Annotated in this window: 24 protein-coding genes; 7 read left to right on the top strand and 17 right to left on the bottom strand. The window is 56.7% G+C overall.

Features of this window, described 5'->3' with window-relative positions; genetic code table 11:
* Nucleotides 1-13 precede the first annotated feature (13 nt).
* On the bottom strand, nt 14-985 hold the full coding sequence (locus RUDLU_RS0111540; protein WP_019988541.1) for an NAD-dependent epimerase/dehydratase family protein: 972 nt from the start codon (nt 983-985) through the stop codon (nt 14-16).
* A gap of 212 nt (nt 986-1,197) precedes the next feature.
* Nucleotides 1,198-2,268: a peptide chain release factor 1 gene (prfA, locus tag RUDLU_RS0111545; RefSeq protein WP_019988542.1), complete on the bottom strand. Its 1,071-nt coding sequence runs from the start codon at nt 2,266-2,268 to the stop codon at nt 1,198-1,200.
* A 134-nt stretch (nt 2,269-2,402) separates the two neighbouring features.
* On the opposite strand from prfA, the gene RUDLU_RS0111550 reads away from it, so the two are divergent.
* Complete coding sequence (locus tag RUDLU_RS0111550) at nt 2,403-3,044, top strand: Uma2 family endonuclease (RefSeq protein WP_019988543.1); 642 nt, start codon at nt 2,403-2,405, stop codon at nt 3,042-3,044.
* Nucleotides 3,045-3,136: 92 nt separating this feature from the next.
* Nucleotides 3,137-3,769: a hypothetical protein gene (locus tag RUDLU_RS0111555; protein WP_245581665.1), complete on the top strand. Its 633-nt coding sequence runs from the start codon at nt 3,137-3,139 to the stop codon at nt 3,767-3,769.
* Here RUDLU_RS0111555 and mnmH read toward each other — a convergent pair.
* On the bottom strand, nt 3,750-4,793 hold the full coding sequence (gene mnmH, locus RUDLU_RS0111560; RefSeq protein ID WP_019988545.1) for a tRNA 2-selenouridine(34) synthase MnmH: 1,044 nt from the start codon (nt 4,791-4,793) through the stop codon (nt 3,750-3,752). The genes RUDLU_RS0111555 and mnmH overlap by 20 nt on opposite strands.
* Before the next feature lie 36 nt (nt 4,794-4,829).
* Nucleotides 4,830-5,552, bottom strand: coding sequence for a pyridoxine 5'-phosphate synthase (locus RUDLU_RS0111565; protein ID WP_027302983.1), 723 nt, complete (start codon nt 5,550-5,552; stop codon nt 4,830-4,832).
* Nucleotides 5,553-5,893: 341 nt separating this feature from the next.
* On the opposite strand from RUDLU_RS0111565, the gene RUDLU_RS0111570 reads away from it, so the two are divergent.
* Nucleotides 5,894-6,958 (top strand): spore photoproduct lyase family protein, encoded by a 1,065-nt coding sequence (locus RUDLU_RS0111570; RefSeq protein ID WP_019988547.1) that lies wholly within the window; start codon nt 5,894-5,896, stop codon nt 6,956-6,958.
* Between the two features lie 15 nt (nt 6,959-6,973).
* On the opposite strand, the gene RUDLU_RS0111575 is transcribed toward RUDLU_RS0111570, so the two are convergent.
* The 4 genes from RUDLU_RS0111575 to RUDLU_RS0111590 form a co-directional block, all read right to left on the bottom strand.
* Entirely contained in the window at nt 6,974-7,321 is a 348-nt protein-coding gene (locus RUDLU_RS0111575; protein WP_019988548.1) for a DoxX family protein, read from the bottom strand.
* Between the two features lie 62 nt (nt 7,322-7,383).
* On the bottom strand, nt 7,384-8,697 hold the full coding sequence (locus tag RUDLU_RS0111580) for a DUF2851 family protein (RefSeq protein WP_019988549.1): 1,314 nt from the start codon (nt 8,695-8,697) through the stop codon (nt 7,384-7,386).
* A gap of 116 nt (nt 8,698-8,813) precedes the next feature.
* Complete coding sequence (locus RUDLU_RS0111585; protein ID WP_044129420.1) at nt 8,814-9,968, bottom strand: acyltransferase family protein; 1,155 nt, start codon at nt 9,966-9,968, stop codon at nt 8,814-8,816.
* A gap of 62 nt (nt 9,969-10,030) precedes the next feature.
* The gene (locus RUDLU_RS0111590) at nt 10,031-10,858 is read right to left on the bottom strand and encodes an SDR family NAD(P)-dependent oxidoreductase (RefSeq protein WP_019988551.1); all 828 of its coding nucleotides are present in this window, start codon (nt 10,856-10,858) and stop codon (nt 10,031-10,033) included.
* A 257-nt stretch (nt 10,859-11,115) separates the two neighbouring features.
* Between RUDLU_RS0111590 and RUDLU_RS0111595 the strand changes: the two genes are divergently transcribed.
* Nucleotides 11,116-11,559, top strand: a complete 444-nt coding sequence (locus RUDLU_RS0111595; protein WP_019988552.1) for a thioredoxin family protein — start codon at nt 11,116-11,118, stop codon at nt 11,557-11,559.
* A 34-nt stretch (nt 11,560-11,593) separates the two neighbouring features.
* Here the strand turns inward: RUDLU_RS0111595 and RUDLU_RS0111600 are convergent, their stop codons facing one another.
* The 9 genes from RUDLU_RS0111600 to RUDLU_RS0111640 form a co-directional block, all read right to left on the bottom strand.
* Nucleotides 11,594-12,733 carry a DegT/DnrJ/EryC1/StrS family aminotransferase gene (locus tag RUDLU_RS0111600; RefSeq protein WP_019988553.1) on the bottom strand — a complete coding sequence of 380 codons (1,140 nt, stop codon included), beginning with the start codon at nt 12,731-12,733 and terminating at the stop codon, nt 11,594-11,596.
* Between the two features lie 130 nt (nt 12,734-12,863).
* Nucleotides 12,864-13,475, bottom strand: coding sequence for an acetyltransferase (locus tag RUDLU_RS0111605; protein WP_019988554.1), 612 nt, complete (start codon nt 13,473-13,475; stop codon nt 12,864-12,866).
* Complete coding sequence (locus RUDLU_RS0111610; RefSeq protein WP_169578041.1) at nt 13,475-14,074, bottom strand: sugar transferase; 600 nt, start codon at nt 14,072-14,074, stop codon at nt 13,475-13,477. Before RUDLU_RS0111610 ends, RUDLU_RS0111605 begins: the two co-directional genes overlap by 1 nt.
* Nucleotides 14,043-15,287, bottom strand: a complete 1,245-nt coding sequence (locus tag RUDLU_RS0111615) for a glycosyltransferase family 4 protein (RefSeq protein ID WP_019988556.1) — start codon at nt 15,285-15,287, stop codon at nt 14,043-14,045. Before RUDLU_RS0111615 ends, RUDLU_RS0111610 begins: the two co-directional genes overlap by 32 nt.
* A 5-nt stretch (nt 15,288-15,292) precedes the next feature.
* Nucleotides 15,293-16,438: a glycosyltransferase family 4 protein gene (locus RUDLU_RS0111620; RefSeq protein ID WP_019988557.1), complete on the bottom strand. Its 1,146-nt coding sequence runs from the start codon at nt 16,436-16,438 to the stop codon at nt 15,293-15,295.
* A complete protein-coding gene (asnB, locus tag RUDLU_RS0111625; RefSeq protein ID WP_169578042.1) occupies nt 16,431-18,335 on the bottom strand; it encodes an asparagine synthase (glutamine-hydrolyzing) in 1,905 nt (634 codons plus the stop codon). Before asnB ends, RUDLU_RS0111620 begins: the two co-directional genes overlap by 8 nt.
* The gene (locus tag RUDLU_RS0111630; RefSeq protein WP_019988559.1) at nt 18,263-19,465 is read right to left on the bottom strand and encodes an O-antigen ligase family protein; all 1,203 of its coding nucleotides are present in this window, start codon (nt 19,463-19,465) and stop codon (nt 18,263-18,265) included. Before RUDLU_RS0111630 ends, asnB begins: the two co-directional genes overlap by 73 nt.
* A gap of 100 nt (nt 19,466-19,565) precedes the next feature.
* Entirely contained in the window at nt 19,566-20,006 is a 441-nt protein-coding gene (locus tag RUDLU_RS0111635; protein ID WP_019988560.1) for a peptidylprolyl isomerase, read from the bottom strand.
* Between the two features lie 52 nt (nt 20,007-20,058).
* Nucleotides 20,059-21,834, bottom strand: a complete 1,776-nt coding sequence (locus tag RUDLU_RS0111640; protein WP_019988561.1) for an ABC transporter ATP-binding protein — start codon at nt 21,832-21,834, stop codon at nt 20,059-20,061.
* 134 nt (nt 21,835-21,968) lie between these two features.
* On the opposite strand from RUDLU_RS0111640, the gene RUDLU_RS0111645 reads away from it, so the two are divergent.
* The 3 genes from RUDLU_RS0111645 to RUDLU_RS0111655 all read left to right on the top strand — a co-directional run bounded on the left by RUDLU_RS0111645 (nt 21,969) and on the right by RUDLU_RS0111655 (nt 26,337).
* The gene (locus RUDLU_RS0111645) at nt 21,969-23,207 is read left to right on the top strand and encodes a glycosyltransferase (RefSeq protein ID WP_342663135.1); all 1,239 of its coding nucleotides are present in this window, start codon (nt 21,969-21,971) and stop codon (nt 23,205-23,207) included.
* A 146-nt stretch (nt 23,208-23,353) separates the two neighbouring features.
* Nucleotides 23,354-24,148, top strand: a complete 795-nt coding sequence (locus RUDLU_RS0111650; RefSeq protein ID WP_019988563.1) for a TolC family protein — start codon at nt 23,354-23,356, stop codon at nt 24,146-24,148.
* A gap of 2 nt (nt 24,149-24,150) precedes the next feature.
* The gene (locus tag RUDLU_RS0111655) at nt 24,151-26,337 is read left to right on the top strand and encodes a GumC family protein (protein WP_019988564.1); all 2,187 of its coding nucleotides are present in this window, start codon (nt 24,151-24,153) and stop codon (nt 26,335-26,337) included.
* The last annotated feature ends 30 nt before the right edge of the window (nt 26,338-26,367 follow it).

Below are 26,367 nucleotides of genomic sequence, written 5' to 3' on the forward strand. Positions count from 1 at the left end.
AGTGAAAGAGCGGCTAAATAACTGCCATTTTCCTCGTCACATCCACTCTTTCGCTCTTTAACCCTTTCACCATTCCAACCGTCTGCCGAATGGCCTCTATGTTCGTGGTGGGGGTGTAGTTGAAGCGGCTGTTAAACTTGGCCGAGTCGAAGAAATACGGTCGGTCGTACTGGTAGCGCATTTCGTAGATTTCTTTCATGATCGGCACGAAAAGGCCCAACGTCCAGAGGCCCCAACTGGGGAGTGTCTGCACACCCGCTTTGGCGTTCATGACCTCTGCAAACAGCTTTGCCCACTCCTCGCCGGTGGGTGCTTCGGGGGTTACGGGCAGGTTCCAGATCTGATTGAAGGCATCGGGCGTGTTGCCCAGCAGGGCCGTTCCCTTGGCCAGATCGGGCGTGTAACCCGTGGAGTGTGGCACCTTCGCGTTGCAAAGCCACTGCGCTGATTTCCCCTTCACCAGATTATCGTAAATGAGCGTCATGGTGATGCTGGTTTGCTTAACCGGCCCGAAGAAATCCGGCGACCGTGCGATGATCGCGTCGATGCGTCCCTGTTCCACCGCGTCCAGAATGGCCCGGTCGACGGCAGCCCGCACCTCCCCTTTTTTGCTCGTAGGGCTCATGGGCGAGGCTTCGGTGATGTGCCGAACGTTGTCGCCCCCGATTGCGTAGACGTTATCGAAAAACACCAGTTTGGCCCGGTGTTTGGCGCAGGCGTCCACCACGTTCCGAATCAGCGCGGGCCAACGCTCCTGCCAGCGTTTGGTGTTGTACTCAAAGCCCACTGTCACGTAGCACACCTCGCTACCAGCCACCGCCCGGTCTACCTGAGACGCATCGGTAAGGTCGGCGGGGAGTAACTGATCGGTTGGGTTAACGGCTTTGGGATTTCGGCTCACCAACCGAATATCCGTTGTGTAATGCGGAAGGGCCTTCGCCAACTCCACGCCGATGGCGCCACCGGCCCCCAGAATCGTTTGCATAGCTCGTACTATTGTTATTTGGGGGTCGATATTCGGACTTAAACAGCTGACTACAAACAAAAAGCGTCTGTACGGCAAACCACCGGTACAGACGCTCTATTTAGGGCACAAACGGGAGAGGGCAGTTTAATGTGTAATGATGAATGCGTAATGTATAATGATTGACGCGTCAGCCTATTATGCATTACGCATTCATCATTACACATTATCCATTACACCGCTCCTTCCTTCAATCGCTCGGCATTTTCGGCAATGCGGAGTTGCTCGATAAATTCGCCAATGTCGCCATCCATCACCGACGGCAGGTTGTACACCGTCAGGCCGATGCGGTGATCGGTTACGCGGCTTTGGGGGTAGTTGTACGTCCGAATTTTGTCGGACCGGTCGCCACTACCCACCATCGTTTTGCGCTGCGAGGCAATGGCGTCGTTGTGTTTCTGTAACTCAATCTCGTACAGGCGCGAGCGAAGTACGGTGAGGGCTTTATCGAAGTTTTTGAGCTGCGAACGTTCGTCCTGACACTGCACCACAATACCCGTAGGAATGTGCGTGAGTCGCACGGCCGAATACGTCGTGTTTACCGACTGCCCACCGGCCCCCGACGAACAGAACGTATCTTTCCGAATGTCGTTCATATTCAGCTCCACATCCACCTCTTCGGCTTCGGGCAGTACGGCCACGCTGGCCGCCGAGGTATGAATCCGGCCCTGGGTTTCGGTGGCGGGTACACGCTGCACGCGATGCACACCCGACTCGAACTTCATTTTACCGTACACATCTTCGCCCTCCACTTCGGCCACAATTTCTTTATAGCCGCCCGACGAGCCTTCGGTAAAGTCGACGATGGATAGGCGCCAGCCCTGTTTTTCGCAGAAACGCTGGTACATCCGGAAAATATCCCCGGCAAAAATGGCGGCCTCGTCGCCCCCGGTCCCCCCCCGAACTTCGAGGATGATGTTCTTACTGTCGTTCGGGTCTTTAGGAATGAGCATTTCCTTCAGCGTCTCCTCCATGGGCTCGCGCTGCGGCAGTAATTCGTCGAGCTCGGCTTTGGCCAGTTCGCGGAAATCTTCATCTTTTTCGGTCGCGATGATTTCCTTGGCGTTATCAATTTCGGCCAGCAACTGCTTGTAGGCCGTGTACTGATTGACGATTTTTTCGAGGTCTTTGTATTCTTTGCTCAGTTTCATGAACCGTTTCTGGTCCGACACGACCTCGGGCTGCACAATTTGTTGGGCAACCTCATCGAAACGCTCACGAATGGCTTCTAACTGTTCAAGCATGATTCTGGGGAATTAGACGCGGCACCGGCGCGGGGCCGCCCGGGATCGTCCGGCGGTCTGGTGCAAAAATAAGACATTTTGGCGGCACCAAGGGCATTGCGTAACTTTAAGGTAAAACCTGACTGACCACAGCTATGGAAACAGTTGCCCTGGCGCCCAAACTGCCCGAAACCCTCGACGGGATACAGGAAGGGGAAGTTCTTCGGATTCCGGCCTCCTGGGATGAGTACCTCGACCTGCTGGAGACAACGCCGTACACCATTCAATTTCTGGGTGAAGAAATTATTATCATGGGTCAAGCCACCGACATTCACGAACAATTAGTTATTCGTTTGGGTAAACTGTTTGCCCTTTATTTCGACGAGCTCGATGGGGACTACCGGGTCCTGGGGAGTAATGTTAAACTGGTAACGCCCGGTCAGGTTGGCGATTTCAATGCCGACTTATCGGTGGTCCGGGGGCCATCGGAGTACGGACCAACCAAAACAGGGCGTAACTCGACTGCGCGAATCACAAATCCGTACATCGTTGTAGAAGTATTATCGAAGAGCACGCGGAATTTTGATTTGGGGGGCAAACTGCTTGCTTACGCCGAAATTCCGTCGTTACAGCACGTTCTGCTGGTTGACCAACACACGGTAGAAGTTCATATTTCGTCCCGCACCGATCAACCGAATCAGTGGCTTACCACCCGGTATAATGCTTTGTCTGATGTAGTGGCAATTGACGGCTTCAACCTGAAATTAGACGCGGTGTACCGGAAGATTCTGGGATGATGTTGCGCACTTCCGGTGGATCGGTAGCAACTCAATAGCCTCTTTCTCGGTTATAGAACCGATTATCGGCTTGTACCTGTACTATGAATATCATGACTTCGCTACGTGTTCAAACGTTGCCGAACCGGTGCCGCACCGGCGGACCGGCCGGAGCGACGGCCCTCACTCTTTTGGTCTTTCACTCGTTCACTTTTTTGTTCCTTTCCTGCAACCCCGAACGGTTGAAACAAACCGACGCTCTGAAGCAGGAAATGGCCGACAAAAAGATCAAGCGCGTGACCAATGCCGACCTCAACGAACGCGTTGATGCCTGGGGGAAACAGATTGCTGAACTGGCCCAAAATGAGCTGGAAACTAAACTAAAGGCTGGCATCTCCCCCGATTCGGTCTGCGAGCTTCGGCAACTGCCCAAGACTGCCGCATTGGCCAAACGGTATGCCCTCGAGATTGACTTACTCGGCCCCCCCGACATCCAAAACTCCAAACTGGCCCCCAAAGAGCGCGAAGTACTCGATGCCTATCTGTATAACGCCGAAAACAAACTACCCCAACAGGCCAACATTCAGCGCATTGCTGACACCCTGTACGTGTTCAACACGGCTGTACCAACCGAAAGCCCCATTTGCAAAGCCTGTTTCGGTGATCAGAAACAGCCCCTGGCTGTGTGGCGGCTGGCGTTTACTAAACGCGAGATTATTCGGCGGATCACTGTGAAGAAGAAGTAACGGCAAGTGTGTCCGCCCAGGCAATCAGTTGCCGGGCCGTTTCGGCGGGGTGGTCGTGCGGTACCGGAATAGCTGACACCGTTTGGGGGTCGCGCCCGCCGAGCCCGTGCAGATACGCCTTGTCGTAGTAATGCAGTGTCAGATCGGCTACGGTAGCATAATCATTTTGGGCCAGAGCCTCTAAGGCGTCCTGCGTGGCTTTGCCCCCGAGCCGCTTCCGAATCCGGTCGGTCGCTTCTACGAGTAAACTATGATCAATGCCCGTGTACTCGCGCACAAGCCGTTCAATCCGGACGGGTTTGGGCACGTCGACAAAGGCTACCGGGGCGGCTCGCATCTGCAACCAAAGGGCCATCGGAATAAAGCAGGTACCGATGTTGCGGCTTTCGTCTTCGAGCCAGATTCGACGGGTAGGGTCGAGCGCACGCCAGTGTTCAAACACCCGATTTTCGAATTGCTCGGTTGACGTTTGCGGCTCCTGCCCGATAGATCCGTACGACGAGCCTTTGTGATTGGCCAGAGCTTCCAGATCAATAATCTGCTCACCCTGCGCGGCCAGTTGCTTTAGAATATCGGTTTTGCCCGAGCCCGTTTTACCCCCCAAAATGAGTAGTTGACGCGGTTCGGCAAAGGCCGCCAGCACTGTATTTCGGTATGCCTTGTAGCCGCCTTCGAGCGTGTGCGCCCGAATACCCGCCGTGTTGAGCAACCACGAAAACGACCCGCTCCGCATGCCCCCTCGCCAGCAGTGCACCAGCACCTCCTTGCCCGTCGGGTTCAGTTTGCGGGCCTTCCGAACGAAACCCGACATTTTGGGACCGACGTAATCGAGCCCCAACAGCACGGCGGCATCTTTACCGGCCTGCTTGTACTTGGTCCCCACCAACGCCCGCTCTTCGTTATCGAACAACGGAATATTTACCGCACCGGGCAGGTGCGCGTGGGCATACTCCCCCGGCGACCGTACATCAATGATTGGCAACGTTTGGGCCTTTTTCAGAAACTCATCGACGGAAAGCGGCATAGGGCAATTACGGGTAGTTGGTTGAAATAAAATGGTTCAGACGCCCTCCGTCAGGCAACGCCGGTACAGCTGAATGGTATTTTCCAGGCCCAGATAGAGCGCATCACAGATGAGGGCATGCCCGATAGAAACCTCCAGCAAGCCAGGTACCTGCTGAGCAAAAAACCGCAGGTTGTCGAGACTCAGGTCATGGCCAGCGTTGAGGCCCAGGCCAAGCTCCTGCGCTTTCAGAGCCGCCCGCACAAAGGGCGCAACAGCAGCCTCCCGGTCGGTAGGGTACTGGGCCGCGTAAGGTTCAGTGTATAACTCAATCCGGTCAGTACCCACGGCTTTGGCTCCTTCGACCATGCGCTCGTCAGCGTCCACGAAGATCGACACTCGAATCCCTTCGGCCCTGAACGTTTCGATAAGCCCGCGCAGGTGGTCGGCATGGCGAATGGTATCCCAACCGGCATTGGATGTGATAGCGTCGGGTGCGTCGGGTACGAGCGTCACCTGCACCGGTTTCACCCGCTTCACCAGTTCAATGAACCGATCGTCGGGGTTGCCTTCGATGTTAAATTCGGTCGTGACCACTTCGTGCAAATCCAGCACATCTCTGTACCGAATATGCCGCTCGTCGGGCCGGGGGTGTACCGTAATACCCTGAGCCCCAAAACGCTCACAATCGAGTGCAACTTTCACCAGATCAGGGTTATTACCTCCGCGTGCGTTCCGCAGGGTAGCTACTTTATTAATGTTGACAGATAGTCGGGTCATAATCGTAAGGAGAAGGGAGGAAGGCAGCAAGGAGAAAGCCCCCCTCTGGTCTCAATCGCCTTTAGCAGATGTACTCATCCGTAACTTTTAGGACAGAAAGTTGGTTCGGCCCGCGTAGACAATAGACGACGATACACCACATACAGGGAAGAGAAAAATAAAAATAAACTCTTGTTTGTCAATAACTTACACATAGTATTCATTCACGACATTGCGAACTCAACCAGGCCTCATCACGTTGTGTAAATAGCCCCCAAAGGCAACTTACTACTCAACGTTTTCAGATGAATCACCCTCCGGTTTCCGATACGGCTGTCGATAGTCGTCCCGCTCGTTTATGGATGCCCAAACGGGTTGTTTTCACACCCGACGCCCTCAATGAGTCGTTTGGCCAGCAGATGTACGAACGCCTGAGCGGTCTCGACCTGCCCATTGAGGTGCTGAAGAATAACCGCCTGACGGGTTTGCGTGGTACCAATGACCGAGAGACATACCGGATTGCTAAAAACACACTCGCCATCGTCAATGCCCCTCCGAGTGCATTCCGGCTACAGCCTATTCCGCCCTCGGCCGATTGGCAGATGAACCTTGCCGAAGGCTGCCCGGCTCACTGTCAGTACTGTTATCTGGCGGGTAGTTTGGCAGGGCCGCCGGTGGTGCGGGCCTATGCTAACTTACCGGCTTTGCTGGTTAATACAGCTTCCTATGAACGCCATTCGGCCGTCGGTATTGGGGAGCGACGGGGCGAATCAACCTCGTTTGAGGTGAGCTGTTATACCGATGTGATCGGGATTGAGCACCTGACGGGGAGCCTCGCCGAATGTGTGCGGTATTTCAGCGAACGCGACGATGCGCAACTGCGGTTTGTGACCAAATACAATCAGGTCGATAGCCTGCTTCCGCTCGAACACCGGGGCCACACACGCGCCCGGGTCAGCATGAATGCCGAACCCATTGCCCGGCGGCTCGAAGGAGGAACAGCCTCGGTCGAAGCCCGGTTGCAGGCGCTTCGCCAGTTGGCCCTACCCAAACAACTGGGCGGGGGCGGCTATCCGGTCGGCGTTATCATTGCCCCGATCATGCCGATTCCCGACTGGCGCGAGCACTACACCCACCTGCTCGATAGTATTGCCAACGCGCTGGATTTTGGGCCCGGTATGCCCCCCGCCGACGTCAACGTGGAGTTTATCAGCCACCGCTTTACGCCCGGCTCCAAAGCCGTGCTTCAAAGCTGGTATCCCAACACTACGCTCGACATGGATGAGGGCGAACGGGCGGCCAAACGCAACAAGTTTGGGGGTGTCAAGTACGTGTACCTGCCCGACGAGATGAAGGCGCTGAAAACGTTTTTCTACGACGAATGGATCCGGCGATTTCCGCAGGCGCCCATTCTGTACTGGACGTAGTGGGGCGGACGTTTCCTACACGTACAGCCAGGCCCAGTAGATCAGAAACCCCTGCAACGACAAACGCCCCCACACCAGCCAACGGGGTAGCTTGCCAAACTTGTCGGAGGTGGCCATGTAGACGTTGGCCGGAAACACGGCAATCAACAATAGAATGATCCCAATAGCCGCCACCGACCGGGTTGCCGTAAAAAGTAACCCCAAAGCAAGCACGACCTCGGCCACCCCGCTCCAGAACACCAAAGCACCGGGCGCAGGCAGGTAAGAGGGCACAATGGCCCTGAACGCCCCCGGTTTTACAAAGTGCATAATGCCCGCAAAGCCATACATAGCGGCCATAGCGTAGAGCCAGAAATCGTTCATTGTGTACGTGGGCACGATTTTTAGATGGTAAACAAGCCAACCAGAAGCCGAATATACCTCCCTTACCGGGCACCCACCAAACTGGCCCCAATCTGGCAGCTAAGGCATTTCTTGGGCGTACAAAAGGCGTTGAACAACTCGATAGAAGCCTGCGAGTCGAAGGCCGTTCGAACACCCAGCCCCAGCGTTTCCCAATGGTCGGTGATGGTGTTTTTTTCGGCGGGCAACTGTTCGAGAAGCACAACAGCCCGCTCCATGTACTCCGACCGGTCGCGGTGATGGGCGTAGGCCGCCAGCAACGGGGCCACCGTGTTGATCAGGATATTCGTGGCAGAAGCCATGCCCACCACCGGGGCCGCTTTGTTGGTAGCTACTCCAAACCGGTAATGACCCGCCCAGTATTCGGAGGGGGTCACCTGTAGTTTTTTCAGGATAGCGGGCGCATCGTCGATACCCACAAAGAGCGAAAACAAACTCCCGTGATTGCTCACCAAACGGGCAAACTGCGCCAGCCGGAGCGTGGGAAAATTGGCGGGTCGCAAGCGCCCCCATTTCCAGACGTGCGGAGGCAACTGATTGTCGGTTAACCCAAACTTAGCGCCCAGAAACCGGTACTCACGCCGGAGCTCGTCGACGTACCCATCCGATTCGGCCACCTCGTCGAGCAGGCCACTACCGCCAAACAGCATAGCCTCTACCTGCCGAAGGGAGTTGCGGTGTTTGAGCAGCGTTTTGAGCGGAACCGCCCGGCTCAGCTGCGCCATCGGGTCGGCATTGATTTTGAATCCGAAATTGATCGCCAGTAACCGGTACACGGTTTCTTCCCAATCCTGCGTGGCTTCGTAGATAGCCCGAACATCGGCCGCTTTGCGTTCGAGCCGTTGCAGCAGTGCCTTGTCGAGCATGGAGGTGATGCGCAGGGGCTGCACCGCCCGGAACTGCCCGGCGCAGGGAATCTGATCGGGCGAGGCCGTCAGGGCGGTGTAGCGGTTCAGCAGGTCGGGGGCGGTGCGGGCTTGCAGTTCGAGCGTCGGCAGTAGCGACCCGTCGCTACGGGTAGGCCGCGAGGTCATGGGTCGAAGTGGGTCATGGGCCGGGCGGTCGTCGGTCCAGACGAGGTGCAGAATCACGTTGTCGTACGCCCGGTCGTAGCCGTGCCGGTGCGCCACCCAATCCGACGCACGAGTATGGGCCTCTACATTGCCCGCCCACTCCACATCGTTGATCAGGAGCCGGGCATTCAGAAAATCGGGTCCGGCATTGGGGTTTCTGAAACCGGGGTGCAGTACCTGAACCGATTCTCCCTCGGTGGTGGTCAGGGCAGTATGGTCGAAATACTGAAATTGCCAGAGAAAATAAAGAAACGCTTCGGTCACGGTGGTTGGTGCGTAAATCGTTCGACAAGAAAATCAATTTTGCCCAAAGACGTTACGTAACCGCTTTATTTTCTACCGACAACTTACCATTACCCAATACTCTGACTGTCGGCCCGTTACACTTTCACGATAATGTTCCGGCGGTACATAATCCAGAGAATGACGCCCCAGATCACGACAAACGTGAGCGCCCCCGCCAGCGATGCGTTGTACGGGTTGCTGAAAAACGGCGCGATAAACGAGCGGTAGAGATACTCAATAAGGCCCACCTCGCCCCCATCAGGGCCAGGGACTTTTACCAGATTCATGATGCGCGGAATAAGCCCCGACAGAAAAAAGACCGTAATCGCATTGACCCCGTAGGCTACAAACGGCAACGACAGACGCCGGTACAAAGGCCGCTCCGGCCCCACCACATCGATCAGCCAGTAGCAGGTAGCCAGCCCGAGCATAGCCAAACCACCCGTGAGCAACACAAACGAGCTGGTCCAGATTTTTTTGTTGATCGGGAAAAAGGCGTCGGCAAACAAACCGGCGATGGTAAGCAGCACACCCGCCGAAAACAGCCACGCAATTTTTTCGGCCACTGGCCGGTTCCCCCGCAACCAGGTGCCGGTCAGCACGCCCAGCAGGCCGGTGGCAATGGCGGGCAGGGTGCTCAGAATCCCCTCCGGGTCCCAGACCTTGGTCGATTTGTAGACGTGCGCCGGGGTCAGCACCAGATTATCGAGCCAGGCCGACAGGTTGGTGGTTGGCTCCAGATTCGGGTAGCCTACACCCGGCACGGGCACCAGCGTCATCAGCAGATAATACCCCAGCAGCAAGGCCCCCGCAAGCAGGCGCTGCCCACGGACATCGGTCCGCAAAAACACAAACGAACACACGATGTACACAATACCGATGCGCTGCAACACGCCCAGAATCCGTACGTTGGTCGGGTCGAATTTGGGGAAGAAGTTCAGAAACAGGCCGAGGGCAAACAACGTCAGACCGCGCCGAACAATTTTTCGGGTGGCATCGCCCGTATCGCCTTTCTGTTTTATGCCACCGAGCGCAAACGTGATGGATACCCCCACGATGAACAGGAAGAACGGAAAGATAAGATCGGTAGGTGTCCAGCCATTCCATTCGGCATGACCGAGTGGCGCATAAATATGGGTCCAGTCACCGGCATTGTTCACCATAATCATGGCGGCTACGGTGAGGCCCCGAAAGGCATCTAATGAAAGCAAACGACCCGAAGCAGGTGGGTTAGTAGAGGTACTGATCATGGGCGATGGAAAAATACGGGGTCAATATACACCATTGCCCTATTTTCACCCAAGCCCCCAGCCTAATCCAGTGCGTTAAGGATTCGTTCGGTTTGGGCTTTGAGCCGAGCGCGGTTGGCGCGGTTCTCGCCAATAGCCAGCAGTTTCCGGGGTTTCTGCCCCACAAAATAGGTTCCGGTCACGGCCGCTACATCGGGCGAAGTAGCCAAATAAACACTCGTTGGCGCGCTTCCCTGGGCGCCAACCCGAAACCAACGCAGTAGCCCGCGCAATGGTCTCGCCATCCATTGAACCCATTCACAACCCCGCCCTACCGCATTGACCGTAATGCCCGTTGGCTGTAACTCCCGGGCCAGATCAAGCGTAAAATACAGGCTAAACAGGGCGCTGTTGAGATAAGCGTACAGCCGATACGGCACCCGTTCGGACTGGAGGTCGTTCAGGTCGGGGCGGGCCAACCCGTAGGCAACCGATGTCGTGTTGATGACTCTTGCGCCCGGTGTTTGCTTCAGCAACGGTAACAGCCGATACGTGAGCCGATAAGAGGCCAGATAATTCCGGGCAAAATGCATCTCAAACCCATCCGTCGAGACGGGCTGGTCTGTAGCGGCTACTCCGCTGAGGTTGTTAATTAACACATCCAGACGGCTGTACCGTCGGGCGAATTCGGTAGCTAACTGCCGCACTTCGGTGGGCGACGAAAAATCGGCCAGCATAAACTCAACCGCTTCGTTGCCACTTTGCCGCTTCACATCCTGCACAGCCGCCTGGGCTCGGGCCGCATTCCGACCGTGCAAAACAACCAGATAGCCCGGTTGACGGGCAATACCCACAGCCGTTTCTTTACCGATTCCGGCCGTTGAGCCGGTAATCAGAACTATTTTTCTCATACCTACGGTGGGCAAACAGGTTCCGGAAAGTGGTTCCGGCTTTTCTTTCGACTTCCGGCCGTTTTACGGGGTCACTCAACGTTGGCTTAATTCGATTCCGGAATCTTTTTGGGTAAAAGCCGTTGGCCCGATGAACAGTAAGAGTGAGTTGGCCCGGTGTTTGTGGAGTATACAACAGGCGTTAATTTCGTTATCTTAATCGTAAGGAAACGAAAGCGATACCCTGTTTCGTTATACCATCAAACCACTCGATATACATGAAAAAAGCGATTTGGCTACCGTTTGCATTGCTGTTGCTGGTGGCAAGTACTACCTGGGCTGGTAATAAAAACCCCAAAGCCGATGAAGGAATCCGGTTCAACTCGGCGTCGTGGGCCGAAGTCCTGAAAAAAGCGAAAGCCGAAAACCGGCTTATTTTCCTGGATGCCTACGCCAGCTGGTGTGGCCCCTGCAAAATGTTGCAGAAAAACGTGTTTACCCAGAAAGAAGTGGGCGATTACTTCAACAAGAAGTTTATCAACGTAAAAATAGACATGGAGCGGGGCGAAGGGCCGATGCTTGCACAGCGCTATCCGCTCGAAGCATACCCAACCCTGTTTTTCATCAACGGCAACGGCAAAGTGGTAAAAAAGGCCATCGGGTACATGAGCCCCGATGAGCTGCTCAACGTAGCCAAAAGCGTTACGGGTAAAGGCCTGTAAGCTTATCCCGCATACGTCTGATAAACGCCCTGGATCACGATTCAGGGCGTTTATTTTTTGCCAGAGCGCACCGTACACTGGCAATAACCCGTTCAATCTGGGCATCGGTCAGGGCGGAGCCCGACGGTAAGCAGAGCCCCTCGTTGGCTATTCTGTTTGTTTCAGAGCTACCGTAAACGTTACAGCCCGCAAACGCCGGCTGACGATGCAACGGCATGAATACCGGCCGGGTTTCGACCATTTCGCACCGGAGCCTGTCGATGAGTGCATCGCGGGTTATGCCCGTCTGTACCGGATCAATCCGCACGGCCGTTAACCAGCGATTTGAGAAAGCCCCCAACCGCTCGGGCTGAAATGTTAAGCCCGGCCACTGACCTAAGGCAGCAAAATACCGCTCAAAAATAGCCCGCCGGGCCTGCACCCTTGCCGACAATAACGGCAATTGATCCAGGCCCAAACCAGCACTGAGCGGCCCCATGCGGTAGTTGCCACCCGACTCGATCACGCTAAAGGGAGGTTCGGTTTGGCGACCCTGATTGGCTACTACGCGGGCTTTGGCGGCCAGTTGTGGTGCGTTGGTGAGCAATGCCCCGCCCCCATATGTAGTAATCACTTTGTTGAGGTTGAACGAAACGGCATTGAGTAGCCCCAACGTTCCGCAAGCCTGTCCATGTAGCGCCGATCCCAGCGACTCGGCCGCGTCGGCCACCAATGGCAGACCATACCGGTCGGCTATCGCCTGCAACGCGGGCCAGTTGGCAGGCATCCCGTACAAATCGACTACCACAATGGCCCGGGGCCGCTGCTGCTCGCGTTGCAGGGCCGTTTCGAGGGCGTCGGGGTCGAGGCCCCAGGATATGGACTCACTGCCAACAAATACCGGCGTCGCCCCAACGCTCCGAATCGCATTGGCCGTGGCCGCAAACGTCAGCGCGGGGCAGATCACGGTATCGCCCGGCCCAATACCAAGGGCACGCAGGGCCAGTTCGAGCGCGGCTGTTCCGGATTGGGTAGCCAGGGCAAAGCGAGAGCTGACCCTCTGCGCCAACGCCTGCTCAAACGCCGGCACCCACTCCGGCCACAGATCGGCCGGGGTTGTTTGCAGACGGTTTGATTCTGTGCCTGTCAGATGCGGAGCCGACAAGGGTATAGACAGCGCTGCGGTATCGACCATAAATTGTTTTTAGTTTTTGGTTTATCGTTTAGGGTTATAGGAACTATTCGGGCAAGTCAATTGCCGTTGATTCAGTGCATTATCAAACGTTAACTTCACACCCTCCACCGCAAACCACCAATACACTAGCTTAATTTTGGCGAATCAGACGGGCCGGATTACCCCACATAACGGCGCCATCGGGCACGGGCCGGGTGACTACTGCCCCCGCCCCGACTACCGCCCAACGGCCAACAGATACCCCCGGCACCACCACCGCCCCGGCCGCAACCAAGGCTCCCTCACCTACATGTACCCCTCCGCACAGGACGGCCCCCGGTGCGATCTGTACAAAATCGTCGAGTCGACAGTCATGATCCACCGAAGCGCGGGTGTTTACAATCACGTGTTGCCCGAGCGTGGTCCCGGTTTGCACAACGGCCTGATGCAACACCACTGTACCGGCACCCAGCTCAGCCCCCGCATCGACCACGGCCGACGGGTGAACCACCGTCGCAAACGAATGCCGGACGGCCATTGCCAATTCCCGTCGTACCGCATTATCGCCTACCGCCAGCACCAGGGGCAACTCAGGGCGGTAGGTAGCCTCATAGCGGCCAAACACCTGCAACTCGCCCATAATCCGGCGCTCCGGGTCGTCGTCGAACACACCGGCTACCCGGTAGCCGAGGGCTTTGAGCACGCTCAACAACACTCGGCCATGACCGCCAGCTCCGTACAGCAATAATTCGGGAGAGTTCATTAGGGAATGTGGGTTTGGGGATTATCACCGGATGACAACGGTTGAGCGGGTGGGGAGGTGTCGAGCAGAACGGGTAGAGTCAGCCAAAGGATTTGGCAATCGACCCGCCAACAACAATGGGTCACGTACCAGCTATCGAGCGCAAATTTCTCATTCCAGCTCAGTGCATTACGTCCATGTACCTGTGCCCAGCCCGTGAGGCCGGGTCTCAGCCGATGGCGGGGGTGACCGGCCAGGGCAGGGCCGTATTGGGCCAGTAACGGGCGCGGCCCCACGAGGCTCATCTGCCCCATCAGGACGTTGATGAGTTGCGGAAGCTCATCAAGCGACGTTCGGCGTAGCCAGTAACCCAGCGGGGTTGTGCGCTCGGCGTCGGGGAGCAGCATCCCGTTGGGTCCGCAAGCGTTGGTCATCGACCGAAACTTAAGCAGATAAAAAAGTCGGCCCTGGTAACCGATTCGCGCCTGCCGAAATAGGGGCGAGCCTCCGGTTGTGGCCACAAGGGCCAGCGCAATAACCAGCCACACGGGCGTAAGCAGCAGCAAGGCTCCCAAAGCCACCAGCCAGTCAAAGGCGGGTTTGATGCAACGAACGTACACGATCCAGAATAGTTAAGTAACGGTGCGCCAAAACCCGGCGGTCAGCTTGTGCGCAAACATATTGATACCCATTGTTGCCGTGACTCGTAACCGAATCAGGCGATTCAAGATACAAACGAATCGCATCAATCCATTGCCCCGGCTTTGTGGGATCCACGTACCGCCCAAACGCATGCTGTTCGGCCAGCCGACGCGACAGGCCGTCGATACCCACCAGCACGGGCTTCCGGCACGCCAGATAATCGGGTAGCTTGGCTGACAGCATAGTGTCGAAAATTGGGGTCGGGCGCATCAGTACGAGCCCGGCATCGGCTGCGGCTATCCACCGAATCACCTCAGGCTTAGGCAAGGCCGCCAGAAACCGGACGTTGACCAACCCGCGCCGGGCGGCCTCGGCCTGTAGGCTGGGCTTTTCGGGGCCATCGCCGAGCAGCAAAAACCCGACCCGGTGCAAGTGTAATGCTTCGGCCGCATCAAGCACAACGGCCAACCCATTGGCAGGGCCGTGTGCCCCGGCGTAGATTATCCAAAAGTAGCCCTCCAGTCGCTGTTTTTGCCGAAAGTCCCGCCGGTCAACGGTTTGCAACACCCTTTCGGTCAAGGCCAGATCGGCCCCGTTGGTTACTGTCGAAAGGTTGGCCCGAGGGGCGCCTTTCTGACCAATCAAAACCTCTTCAAACGCCGTCGTGAGCGTGACTATATGCGTTGCCTTTCGGTACAAAAAAGCTTCGAGCGCGTAGGCCAGTTTTTTGGCCAACGGGTGGTGTAGGTAGCCCAACTGAACCGGGGCATCGGGCCAGAGGTCGCGCAGTTCGAGCACCAGCGGCTTGCGGTACAACCGACTGAGTAACCAGCCCGTCAGCCCGACGGTCAGCGGGGGCGAGGTCGCCAGTATTAGATCAACCGGACCCGGTACCCGCCACAAGCCCGCCCAGAGGCTCGCCCCGAAAAAGGTGGCGTAGGCCCACAAACGCCCCATGCGCCCGCGGTTGTACCAGCGCGACATACGCACCCGGATTACGTGCAAGCCCTGCCCCGTTTGTTCGGTGTCGTCGGCACGAGCGAACGTTTTTCCACTCAGGTAATGCACCGACCCGGCCAGCACCGTCACCCGGTGGCCAGCAGCTGTCCAATACCGCACGGTTTCGTTCCAGCGCCCACTCCCGGCCGAGTCCTCGGGCAGAAAGTACGGATGAATCAGAAGGATATGCATGGGCGTTAAGTCGCTGCCAGGGCATCTTGATAGGCTTGCAACAGGGTTTGCCAAAGGGTTTCCTGCCGGTACAGGGTTTCAATCCGATGGCGGGCGTTCTGCCCCATCTGCTCCCCCCATTCAGGATTAGTCAGCAACTGACGCAAGGCTCCGCGCAGGGCCACTGGGTCTTTAGGCGGCACCAGAAGCCCCGTTTTACCGGGCTCCACCACATCGCGGCAACCCACAATGTCAGTAGCGATTACGGGCCGCTGCATACAACCCGCCTGTAGCAGTACGTTGGGCAACCCCTCGCGGTAGCTGGGGAGCACCAGCGCGTCGGCCAGTTGCAGGTAAGGGCGAACATCGGCCTGATACCCCACCCAACTGATGTGCGGGTGCGTGCTGATCAACTCTTTCGTAACCGAACGAACGGGGTTGAGCCGCTCTTCATAGTCGCCCACAAACAGAAGCCGCACATCGCGATTCAGATACACCAGCGACCGAAACGCCACAACCAGCTCATCAAGGCCTTTGTCGCGCACCATTCGACCGATGAACACAAACACAAACGCTTCGGGCGGGATGGTCAACTGCCGACGCAGGGCCTCGGCCCGCCTGACCAGCACAGGCGTCGATGAAAAGTATTCGGTATCAATGCCGTTGCTGCTACCATTGCCAATCACCCGTAGTTTCGGGCCGTTGTACACGTGCTGCCCAATGTAGGTGGCCAGGCCATGTGAATTGGGCCATACGGCCGTAGCGCAACCATAGGTTAGTTTTTCAACCCACCGTAGCAGCATCCGCACAAGGGGCTTTTTCTCCGTCAGGGGGAGACCGGCTACGGTATGTATGCGCACCGGTACCCGCGCCAGCCATGCGGCCACCATACCCACCAAACCGGCTTTGGGGGTATGGGTGTGCACCAGGTCCGGACGGAGCCGACGCAACAGCCGGTACGTTTTCCAGACAGCCCACAGATCCTGAAAGGGCGTGATGCGCCGGGTCAGGGGCAACGCAAAATGCGGGCACCCTTCCAGATCGGCCGCGCTCGTGTCGGGCGCACTCGCTACGTACACCTCAAATCCGTTGGCGCGCATGTAGGCCAGCTGCCCCTTGAGCAGGGTACGGAGCGATTCGGGTACGGTAGTTATACGGAGAAGTTTAGCCATGCCGGTGCAGATTTCGATACCAGATTTCGAGCGACAGTAGCATCCAGATCAGTTTAGCGCGTTTCTCAGGCGCAAATTGTGCCGGGCGATCCAGCAATTGCCGGATAAACGCGCCCCGCACCAGCTGATGGGCCAGCGCGGGTTGGCCTAAGTAGTCGTAAACCAACGGCCGAAGTGGTCGGTCGATCCACTGCCGGAGCGGCACTTCAAAGCCCCGTTTGGGCCCATTTACCAAGGCTGGGGGTAAGTACGTTCGGGCCATTTGGCGAAGCAGCACCTTGGTTTGCACTCCTCGCCTATGCCAACCTATTTTGAGCGAATCGGGCAGGCTCAGGGCCAGTTCGGCTACGGTATTGCCCAAAAACGGGTTACGAGCCTCCAGCGAGTGCGCCATCGTGGCAATGTCGGTTTTCTTCAACAAATCGGCGGGCAACAAAAACTGCATGTCCAGCCACTGAAGCTGTCGACAGGGGCTTTGGACGGCCACCTGTTCCCCTTTTATTTCCATCTCGGTGAGCCTGCAGGGCCAAATCAGTTCTGATTCGTAGCCACACAGCACGTCGGTGGTCATAGCCAGATACCGTCCCGCTCCCGACTGGTTAAACTGCTGTGCCAGCCGGTAAGCGTGACTATAATACGATTGCTTATACGCCGGAAAAGGCATTAGTGCCGCCAGCCGACCTGCCCCCCGGCTCAACCAATTGGGCGGGTTATACAACCCCAGCCAGGCCGCAACATAGCGCCGATAGCCTCCGAAAAGCTCGTCGGCCCCGTCGCCGGTAAGCACCACCGGCACCTCTTCACGAGCGGCTTTGGCTACCCAGTACATCGGCAGGGCCGAACTGTCCATAAACGGCTCACCGTAGCGAGGCAAAACCTTTAGCACCTCATCAGCCATATTATCAAATGGAGGGTTTATTTCGTGGTGCCGGGTCAGATACTGCCGGGCCACCTGCCGGGCCATTGGCGCTTCGTTGTAGGTACTGTCAGGCATGGTCAGCGTAAACGTCGGGATACCGGGCCGATACCGGGCGGCCATAGCCGTAATCAGTCCGCTGTCAAGCCCTCCACTCAGGAGCACGCCCACCTCACCAGCGGCCGTGTCGAGCCGTTGCCTAACCGATTCGGTTAGTGCCTCATTGAATTGCGGGAGCAGATCAGAAGCCCTCTGTGCTGGCTCAGCCAAATAATGGGTCGGCATTCCGAACGTAGGTTGCCACCAGTGAACTACATTCTTTTGGAGCGTGTGTGCATCGAACACCTCCAGATGACCCGGCTGCAGCAGTCGTACATCGCGAAACGGGGTTTCGCCCGGCATAAAATAGCCCGCCCGGCAGTAGCGGGTAAGGGTGCCCTGGTGTATGTCTACGGGCACGTACCGCTGTAAAGTTTGCAGCTCCGACGAGAACACCCATGCCGAGCCCGATTGCCAGATGTACAGGGGCTTCTCGCCAAAGCGGTCGCGGGCGAGCCAAAGCCGGTTTTCGAACGTATCGAACACGACAAGGGCAAACATACCGTCGAGTTCGGGCAGCATCAGTTCACCCAGCCGTTCCCACAAACAGAGTAGTGTCTCGGTATCGTTGCCCGATTGGCAGTTCAGACCGTACCGTTTCCGCAGCTCCAGATGGTTGTAGATTTCCCCGTTAAAGGCCAGCACCCAGCGGCCGCGCTGCATGGGTTGCCGCCCGGCCTCACTCCCGCCCTGAATAGCCAGCCGGGTATGCACAAGCGTCAACGGCCCAATTTGCAGCCAATTAGCCTCATTGGGGCCACGATGCCGCATATGCGCAGCTACCGACGCGGGGTCGGGAATCGGGTAATTCAACGTACCGAAGATGCCGCACATAAAGCCCGTTGGTTCGCTGATGATGAAAACTTCGATGGCGTAGCGCACCCCAGCATAAGTAGCTGACTCAGCCAGAAAATAGGGTGCCGGGCTACGTAATGAAAGCCGCCGAATACCAGCAGAGCTACCAGCCCCGCCAGTAATACGTAATGCCCCGCCCGAATCAGACTACGGGCAACGTGGTATTGAAAACCGAGCAATAATAAACCCGCCAGTACCCCACCCGACGCCATCCAGTCGATGTACAGATTATGAGCCTCCTGCCCCTCAAAGGCCCCGCCATTGCCCGAAAAGGCACCCGGTCCCAGCCCAAACAGGGGCGAGTATCCTACCGCCGTCAGCCCATGTCGCCAACGGAGCAGTCGCAAATCACCCTGCCCGCCAATGGCATAAATGTCGGCAGCGTAGGTCCAGCAAAAGGCCAGCACCGCACCGGCGAGCAACAAACCGACGAGTGTAACCAGAGCCAAACGGTAAGGACGCCCGTAGGTCGGCCTGCGCTGCGCCCAGTCACGTACCGACCAAAAGCCAGCCAACCCGAAACCAACGGCCCATGCCAGCCGTAGCGCTTCGGAGCCCGAGAGCCACCCGACCGCCAGGCAGGCCGCCAGCCCAATACACGAAAAAAGGCGAGAGTGAGCCGATGCAGCGTGCATCAGCCAGAACGGAAGCGAGCAAACGTACAAGGCTACCTGGTTTGGGTTCGTCGATACGCCGTTGAGACGCCCAATCCAGGGCGAAGTCTCACCCAACACCCACCTAAACAGGATATAGGTCAGCAGGTTAGCAAAGGCGAAAGCAACACCCGCTCGCAAAAACTGCCGTATCAGATGCCGTTGCCCCTCGGGCACGGTCAGTAAGGGCATGAGACAGAGCAAGCTTCCGAAGCAAAACGTCAGGGCAACGGCATCGTGCCCAAAATCACCCGCCCGCCAAACGCCCAGAGCCAGCGCCCACAACGTACCCGTGAACAAACAAAGCAGACTGAGCCCCGCAAACCACCGCCAAACCCGGCTCAGGGGCGGTGCCGAGTCTTGTTCCGACACCGCCAGCAGGGCCATTGCGGATGTAATACCCAGCAATACTTCGCCCGGCCCGACACCCATCAGCCGCCAACGCGAAGCCCCACAACCAACAATGGCCCAGGCAAATAAGCTGATAAGTCGACGGGTAGGCATGGTTACGGTTTTGGCGTAACCTATAAAAAAAGCCGGGCGGTTTATGCAACCGCCCGACCCACTTCCGTGTATTTAATACACTTTTAACTCAAACAGCTTCTTACGCTTCTTCAGTAATCGTAACGCTCTGAATGATATCGCCCTGACGAATCTGATCGATCACATCGAGACCCTCCACTACCTTACCAAATACCGTATGGTTCCGGTCGAGGTGAGCCGTGTTCTGACGGTTGTGGCAGATAAAAAACTGCGAACCACCCGTGTTGCGGCCCCGGTGTGCCATGCTCAGTACACCCCGGTCGTGGTACTGATTGTCGCCGTCGAGCTCACAGGGGATGCTGTAGCCGGGGCCACCCGCGCCCGTACCCGTGGGGTCGCCCCCCTGAATCATGAAGTTCGGGATAACCCGGTGAAACTTGACGCCATTGTAAAAGCCCGATTCAGCCAGTTTTACAAAGTTGGCAACCGTGCCCGGCGCGTCTTTCTCAAAAAATTCGATGATCATTGTACCCTTATCGGTACGCATTTCCGCTTTTTTCATAGCACAAAGGTACGGCTCTTTTGCAAACGTCCGGTAGGTTATCCACGGCTCCTTAGCGCACGGTCAGGGCTTCCTTCCGCTCGCCAATCTGCTGCCGCCACATGGCATAGTACAGGCCGCGCTGTTCGAGCAGCTCGGTATGCCCGCCCTGCTCCACAACGTTGCCTTTTTCGAGCACAAAAATGCGGTCGGCGTGCAGAATGGTGCTCAGCCGGTGGGCAATCAGAATGGTGATGTGCTGCCGCGAGGCCGACAACCGACGGACGGTATTGGTGATCTCTTCTTCGGTGAGCGAGTCGAGCGCCGAGGTAGCTTCGTCGAACACGAGCAGGGCGGGCTGCCGCAACAGGGCTCGCGCAATGCTCAACCGCTGTTTTTCGCCCCCCGACACTTTTACGCCCCCTTCGCCAATGACCGTGTCGAGCCCCTGCGGAGCGCGGGCCAGCAACGAATCGGCCGCGGCCTGATGCAGAGCCTGCAAACATTCCTCGTCGGTTGCCTGCGGAGCCACAAACCGGAGGTTTTCGCGGATGGTACCGGCAAAAAGTTGGGTATCCTGCGTCACAAAGCCGATCTGCTCGCGCAGCTCATCCATATTGATTTCGTTGTTTGGAACGCCGTTGTACCGAATATGCCCCAACAGCGGAGGGTAAAGCCCTACCAGCAGTTTCACGAGTGTCGTTTTGCCCGAGCCCGACGGCCCCACGAAGGCAATGGTCTCGCCCGTTTTGACCCCAAACGAAATCCCATTGAGCGCGGGCGAGTTGGCCGTAAGGTGTTTGAAATGTACGCCATCGAACGACAGCTGCTCGATAGTCCCGATGGGCCGCGGATGGGCCGGGCGCACCTCTTTCGGGGTGTCTAAGATCCGGGCAAAATTAGCCAGCGATGCTTCGGTTTCGCGGTAGATATTGATGATGTTGCCCAGCTCCTGCAACGGCCCGAAAATGGCAAACGAGTAAATAAACAGGGAGAAAAACTCACCGACCGTAATGCGACCCTGCACCACCAGAAACAGCATAAACAACATAATAGTGTTGCGCAGCAGGTTGACAAACGTACCCTGCACAAACGACAGTGACCGGATGTAACGCACTTTTTTAAGTTCGAGCTTCAGAATTTTCTCCGTGGTGCCGTTGAGCCGCTCGGTCTCCTGTTGGGCAAGGCCCAGGCTTTTGACCAGTTCGATGTTGCGCAGGCTCTCGGTAGTAGAGCCAGCCAGGGCGGTGGTTTCGGCCACGATATTCTTTTGCACCACCTTGATTTTGCGGCTCAGCAACGAGCTCACAAACCCCAGCAACGGGATGGTCAGGAAGTAAGCCGGGGCAATAGGCCAATACACCGTACTGGCGTACCACATCACAAACACAATGCCTACCACCGAGGTAAACAGGATATTGACAAACGCCTGAATGAGCTTTTCTACATCGGCCCGAACTTTCTGGAGAATACCCAGGGTCTCGCCCGAACGCTGATCTTCAAACACCTGATAGGGCAAATCGAGCGAGTGGCGCAGGCCATCGGAGTAAAGCCGTGCCCCCAGCCGCTGCGTGATGACGTTGACGTAGTAATCCTGAAAATTTTTGGCAATGCGGCTCACCATAGCCACGCCCAGCGCTTGCAGAATGAGTATGCCCGCGCCCCCGGTCAGGAAATCGGCAAAGGTGGTTTGGGGTAATACTGCCCCCTCTTTAACCACATACTGATCAATGATTTTGCGAAAAATGTACGGGTCGAGCAGGGAAAAGATCTGGTTAATAGCAGCCAGTAGCAACGCCAGTAGCAATAAACCCCAGTAATGGCGTAAATACGAGTAAAGTAGCTTCATAGTATGTGTTGGTAGCGTAGTGATAGCCAGAGCAGGAGCGGTCTGACTGTTGGGTAAACCCGCCGAGACGCAAAATAGTGGCATGTCCCTGTCACTTATTTTCTGGGAGTCAGATGGTTGCTTTGCTAACGTTTTTGCGTCAAAACCCAAAGGGCTTCAACCAACCGCAGGAAGCCCCGCACGGTATGGATATTCTCGCTTTCCTCTGGTATATTCTGATTGGTTTTCTGGTGTTTAATGTCGGCTACGTGGCCATTTGCGCCATCGCAGGCCGGTTTGGCCGGCCCGACGATATAGAGCCAACTCCGCTTCAGACGGTCTTCCGAAAAATTGCCGTACTTATCCCGGCGTATAAAGAAGATGCCGTCATCATCGACTCGGTACGGGCGAATTTGCAGCAGACCTACCCCACCGACCGGTTCGATCTGGTCGTGATTGCCGACTCACTCAGCCCCGAAACGCTGAGCCAGCTGGCCACTTTCCCGATCCGGGTGGTACCCGTGGTGTTTGAGCAATCGACCGTGACAAAGGCCATCAACGCGGGTTTGGCCGCCATTGCACCTGAACCCTACGACATAGTGGCCGTTTCGGACGCCGACAATCATATGGCTCCTGATTTTCTGGAGCGCATCAACGCGGCCTTTGGCGGAGGCTGGCGAGCCGTGCAGGGGCACCGGGTTGCGAAAAACAGCCATGCCGGTGTGGCCGTGCTCGATGCAGTCAGCGAAGAGATCAACAACCATATTTTTCGGAAAGGGGTGCGGGCTCTGGGCCTTTCGAGCGCCCTGATAGGCTCAGGTATGGCCTTCGACCCGGCGCTCATGCGGGCGGCTATGGCCGGGCAAACCACCACGGGCGGCTACGACAAAGAACTGGAAATGAACCTTTTGCTGGCAGGCCACCCCATTGCGTATCTGGAGAAAGCATTCATTTACGACGAGAAAGTAGCCAACCCGGCGGTGTTTCAGCACCAACGTACCCGCTGGATTGCCGCCCAATGGCAGTTTCTGGTGCAGTATTTCGGGCGGGGGATGGCCAGCCTGGGCCGGGGTCAACTTGAGGGTGCCTTTAAGATACTGCAAACCCTGGTGCTACCGCGTGTACTGCTACTTGGGGTATTGGGCCTCACCACGCTACTGGGTTTTGCGGCCGGGGCAACTACCTACTGGCTTACCCCCCTTATTTTGTTACTCATTTTACTGGGTAGCTTACTACTGGCCGTGCCGCGCTACCTCTGGCAACAACTCACCCTGCGCGACCTCCTGCTCGTGCCTACGCTGATGCTTCGGTTTGCCCGGGCCGTATTCAACATGCGAAAAGCATTCAGCCGTTTTATGCACACCCCCCACGCGGCCAAGCACTCCAATTCCTGAATCGGCCCATCCCCAAAAATTGGCAAAAAGGATTAACATGAACGACGTGACATAATGCCGAAACCACGTCAAAAGAATGCAGCCACTCACATACCCAGTTACAGCAATCAAGCCCATAACTTGTGTATAATCATTTGTTAAAGAGCATGATGGTAAAGCATCTGGTTATCAGTCTATTTTTCCTACTGATAATCTTATTCCATTCGGTTTGCCTGGCGCAGCGACCGAATTCGCGCAATCGAGTCTCGTTCGGGCAATCAGTCGGGATCGTCAACGACAGCACATTTCTGGATGTAGACCAGGACATTGCCGTGCAGCTTATGCCGTTCGATGACCTGGTCAAGATGGCCGTTTCGTACTCTCCCCTGATTAAGTACCAGAACGAAGTGACCAACTCGCTCGGCTCCGCCCGCGACCTGTCGAAGGTACAGATTCTGCAAAACGCGTCGGGTTTCGCCAACTATTCGGGTGGCAACCAGTCGTTAGTGACAACGAGCCTTCTGCAAAAAGGCGACCAACTGGGGCAGATTGCCAACGGCTACCGCTTCGGTGTCGACTTCCGGGTGTCGCTTTATGATCTGTTTGGTCGGAAACATCAGATCAAACAGGCGACGGCCAATTACCGGGCTTCGGAGATTCAGAAAGACATCATTGAGCAGCAGATTCGCCGGGAACTGATCACCATCTATCAGGACATGATTACGGCCCAGCAGATTCTGAAACTCCGACTCACCGACGAACAGGCCGCCCTGGCTGCCCTGCGCATTGTGGAAGCCGAAAATCAGAAAGGCCGAGCTACCAGCGAAGCCATATCGACGGCCACCAACCGGTACATCGAGTCGAAGGTGGTGACTGAGCAGGTCAAAGGAGAGTTCCTGAAAAACGTCCACCAGTTTGAGTCATTAGTGGGCGTTCCTATCCAACGTATGAAACGATTCTGAAAATGAATATCGAGGTCTTACTCCGGTTGCTGAAACAGCACCTGATCTGGTTTATTGTCTTGCCGCTACTCACAGCCGGCATGGCGTTTTATGCGACCCGCAACGAGGTAAAAACCTACATTTCGTACGCGTCGTTGTACACGGGTCTGTCGTCGGGCTACTCGATCACGTCGGACCAGCGCCCTTCGTTCGGCGATCAGTCGGCGAGTGCGTTCGACAACATGCTCACCACCCTCAAATCAAAGGAGACTCTGCTCCGAATCGGGACTAACCTCCTGGCCGATCACCTGCAACTGAGCGAACCCGACACGCTCGTGCTTGGGCGCGCGGGCTTCGAGGATTTGCAACAGGCGTTTCCGACCGATTGGCGACTCATACTGCCCATTTACGGCAACGTGACCGACCTGCGCCGGGCCATCGACAGCCTGGCCAAGGTACCCACCGACAACCCGGTGAAGCAGTTGCTCCTCAAGTCAGAGCTGCCTTACTCGATTCTGGTTATCGGCGAAAAGCTGGACGCTACCTCCCGCAAAAACACCAACGACGTGATGCTGCTGGAGTACGAGGCCAACGACCCGGCCGTAGCCCAACGTACGCTGGTACACGCCATCTCGATTCTGAATGAGCGGTACTCGACCCTCAAAACGGCCGAAACGAACTCGGTTGTGGGGTATTACGAAGACAAGCTCAAAGAAGCCAAAGCCGCCCTCGACAAGGCCGAGGGTAATTTGCAGGCATTCAGCATACAGCACCGGGTGCTCGATTACGACGAAGAGGCCCGCAACGTGGCTGCCTCCCGCGAAGCCCTCGTGGGCGAATACAACGAAGAGCTGATGCGCCGGAATGCGGCCAAGGCTGCTATGGAAGCCCTCCGGTCGAGAATGGGTCAGCAGGGAACCATCAAAAAAGTCAACAACGACCTTTCGGAGAAACAGCGTAAACTGGCTCAGGCCGAAGCGCAACTGGCCAACGCCCGGGCGTATAACCAACCCAAGCCCGTGATTACGCGCTTGCAGACGAAAGTAAAACAGGCCGAAGACGAACTGAAAGCCAGCGCCCAACGGTACGATGCCGCCACGACCACCGACGAATCGGTGCCGCAACAGACCATTAGTGCCGATCTGCTGGCCAAAACCCTTGAGTACGAAGAATCAGCGGCCCGGCTGGAAGTGTACCAGCGTCGGATCAGCGAGTTAGACAACAAAACGAGTCAGTTCAGCCCACTGGGAGCGCAGCTGCGACAATTGAAGCGCGACCTGAGCGTAGCCGAGAAAGAGTACTTCGACCTGCTCCAGCACGTGGATCAGTCGCGGACCAAACGGCAGGATGTAGCCGGGGGCAAACTCGAACCGCTCGACGCGCCCGACTACCCGCTGCTCCCACAACCTTCCAAACGGCTTCAACTGATTATTGTCGGGTTCGGTGTCGGCATATTTCTGGCTCTGTTGCTGACGGCCCTCCGGTTCTGGCTCAACAAGAGCCTCAACTCGCCCGAGCAGGCCGAGCGGCAGATTGGCCTGCCTATGACGGCCATTTTCCCGACGGTGAAAAAGCCTATGGTGTATTCCCGCGTGACCCGCACAGCCCGCACCATGTTTGAGCAGTTGTTCAACGCCATCAATATCGAAATTGCCCAGAGCCGAGACAAACCGTACCCGCCCGTACTGACCCTATTCAGTATTCGGGGGAAGCAGGGTAAATCGTGGGTGGCCGAGGGCCTCAACCGGCTGTACACCGACGCCGACCAGCGGGTGGCCTATTGCTACCCCCGGCAAAGTCCGAAAGAACGGCGGGTGTACAAAAACGGGGTTACCCTGTTTCCGTACACCGTTCGGGCCGACTTCATGAACGTGACGAGCCTTGAGTACCTCATCGACCACGATCATGACTTCGACCCCTCGCAGTTCGACCGGGTGGTGCTGGAACTGCCCCCGCTCATCAGCAATCAGATTCCGGTATATCTGATGAAAGAAAGCGTACTATCGCTGCTGGTGGTGGATGCGCAAAGTAGCTGGGGCCGGGCCGAAAAACAACTCCTGAACCTGTACGCCCGTGTCACCAACCAACCTATGCTGGTGGTACTGAACCGGGTGGGGGGCGATCTGTTGCAGATTACCCCACCCGCCGATGTCAAGCAGGCTCCTGTGTACCGCGATCAAACGTTACAGCCGCAACGCTACGAATCGTAGAATACACCGGCGGCCGGCCGAAAACAAACC

The sequence above is a fragment of the Rudanella lutea DSM 19387 genome (genome assembly GCF_000383955.1).
Classification (GTDB): Bacteria; Bacteroidota; Bacteroidia; order Cytophagales; family Spirosomataceae; genus Rudanella; species Rudanella lutea.

What these genes read in the sequence shown, in the direction of transcription:
- RUDLU_RS0111540 (WP_019988541.1), bottom strand. Translation starts at nt 985, where the DNA reads ATGCAAACGATTCTGGGGGCCGGTGGCGCCATCGGCGTGGAGTTGGCG.
- prfA (WP_019988542.1), bottom strand. Translation starts at nt 2,268, where the DNA reads ATGCTTGAACAGTTAGAAGCCATTCGTGAGCGTTTCGATGAGGTTGCC.
- RUDLU_RS0111550 (WP_019988543.1), top strand. Translation starts at nt 2,403, where the DNA reads ATGGAAACAGTTGCCCTGGCGCCCAAACTGCCCGAAACCCTCGACGGG.
- RUDLU_RS0111555 (WP_245581665.1), top strand. Translation starts at nt 3,137, where the DNA reads ATGACTTCGCTACGTGTTCAAACGTTGCCGAACCGGTGCCGCACCGGC.
- mnmH (WP_019988545.1), bottom strand. Translation starts at nt 4,793, where the DNA reads ATGCCGCTTTCCGTCGATGAGTTTCTGAAAAAGGCCCAAACGTTGCCA.
- RUDLU_RS0111565 (WP_027302983.1), bottom strand. Translation starts at nt 5,552, where the DNA reads ATGACCCGACTATCTGTCAACATTAATAAAGTAGCTACCCTGCGGAAC.
- RUDLU_RS0111570 (WP_019988547.1), top strand. Translation starts at nt 5,894, where the DNA reads ATGCCCAAACGGGTTGTTTTCACACCCGACGCCCTCAATGAGTCGTTT.
- RUDLU_RS0111575 (WP_019988548.1), bottom strand. Translation starts at nt 7,321, where the DNA reads ATGAACGATTTCTGGCTCTACGCTATGGCCGCTATGTATGGCTTTGCG.
- RUDLU_RS0111585 (WP_044129420.1), bottom strand. Translation starts at nt 9,968, where the DNA reads ATGATCAGTACCTCTACTAACCCACCTGCTTCGGGTCGTTTGCTTTCA.
- RUDLU_RS0111590 (WP_019988551.1), bottom strand. Translation starts at nt 10,858, where the DNA reads ATGAGAAAAATAGTTCTGATTACCGGCTCAACGGCCGGAATCGGTAAA.
- RUDLU_RS0111595 (WP_019988552.1), top strand. Translation starts at nt 11,116, where the DNA reads ATGAAAAAAGCGATTTGGCTACCGTTTGCATTGCTGTTGCTGGTGGCA.
- RUDLU_RS0111600 (WP_019988553.1), bottom strand. Translation starts at nt 12,733, where the DNA reads ATGGTCGATACCGCAGCGCTGTCTATACCCTTGTCGGCTCCGCATCTG.
- RUDLU_RS0111605 (WP_019988554.1), bottom strand. Translation starts at nt 13,475, where the DNA reads ATGAACTCTCCCGAATTATTGCTGTACGGAGCTGGCGGTCATGGCCGA.
- RUDLU_RS0111615 (WP_019988556.1), bottom strand. Translation starts at nt 15,287, where the DNA reads ATGCATATCCTTCTGATTCATCCGTACTTTCTGCCCGAGGACTCGGCC.
- RUDLU_RS0111620 (WP_019988557.1), bottom strand. Translation starts at nt 16,438, where the DNA reads ATGGCTAAACTTCTCCGTATAACTACCGTACCCGAATCGCTCCGTACC.
- RUDLU_RS0111630 (WP_019988559.1), bottom strand. Translation starts at nt 19,465, where the DNA reads ATGCCTACCCGTCGACTTATCAGCTTATTTGCCTGGGCCATTGTTGGT.
- RUDLU_RS0111635 (WP_019988560.1), bottom strand. Translation starts at nt 20,006, where the DNA reads ATGAAAAAAGCGGAAATGCGTACCGATAAGGGTACAATGATCATCGAA.
- RUDLU_RS0111640 (WP_019988561.1), bottom strand. Translation starts at nt 21,834, where the DNA reads ATGAAGCTACTTTACTCGTATTTACGCCATTACTGGGGTTTATTGCTA.
- RUDLU_RS0111650 (WP_019988563.1), top strand. Translation starts at nt 23,354, where the DNA reads ATGATGGTAAAGCATCTGGTTATCAGTCTATTTTTCCTACTGATAATC.
- RUDLU_RS0111655 (WP_019988564.1), top strand. Translation starts at nt 24,151, where the DNA reads ATGAATATCGAGGTCTTACTCCGGTTGCTGAAACAGCACCTGATCTGG.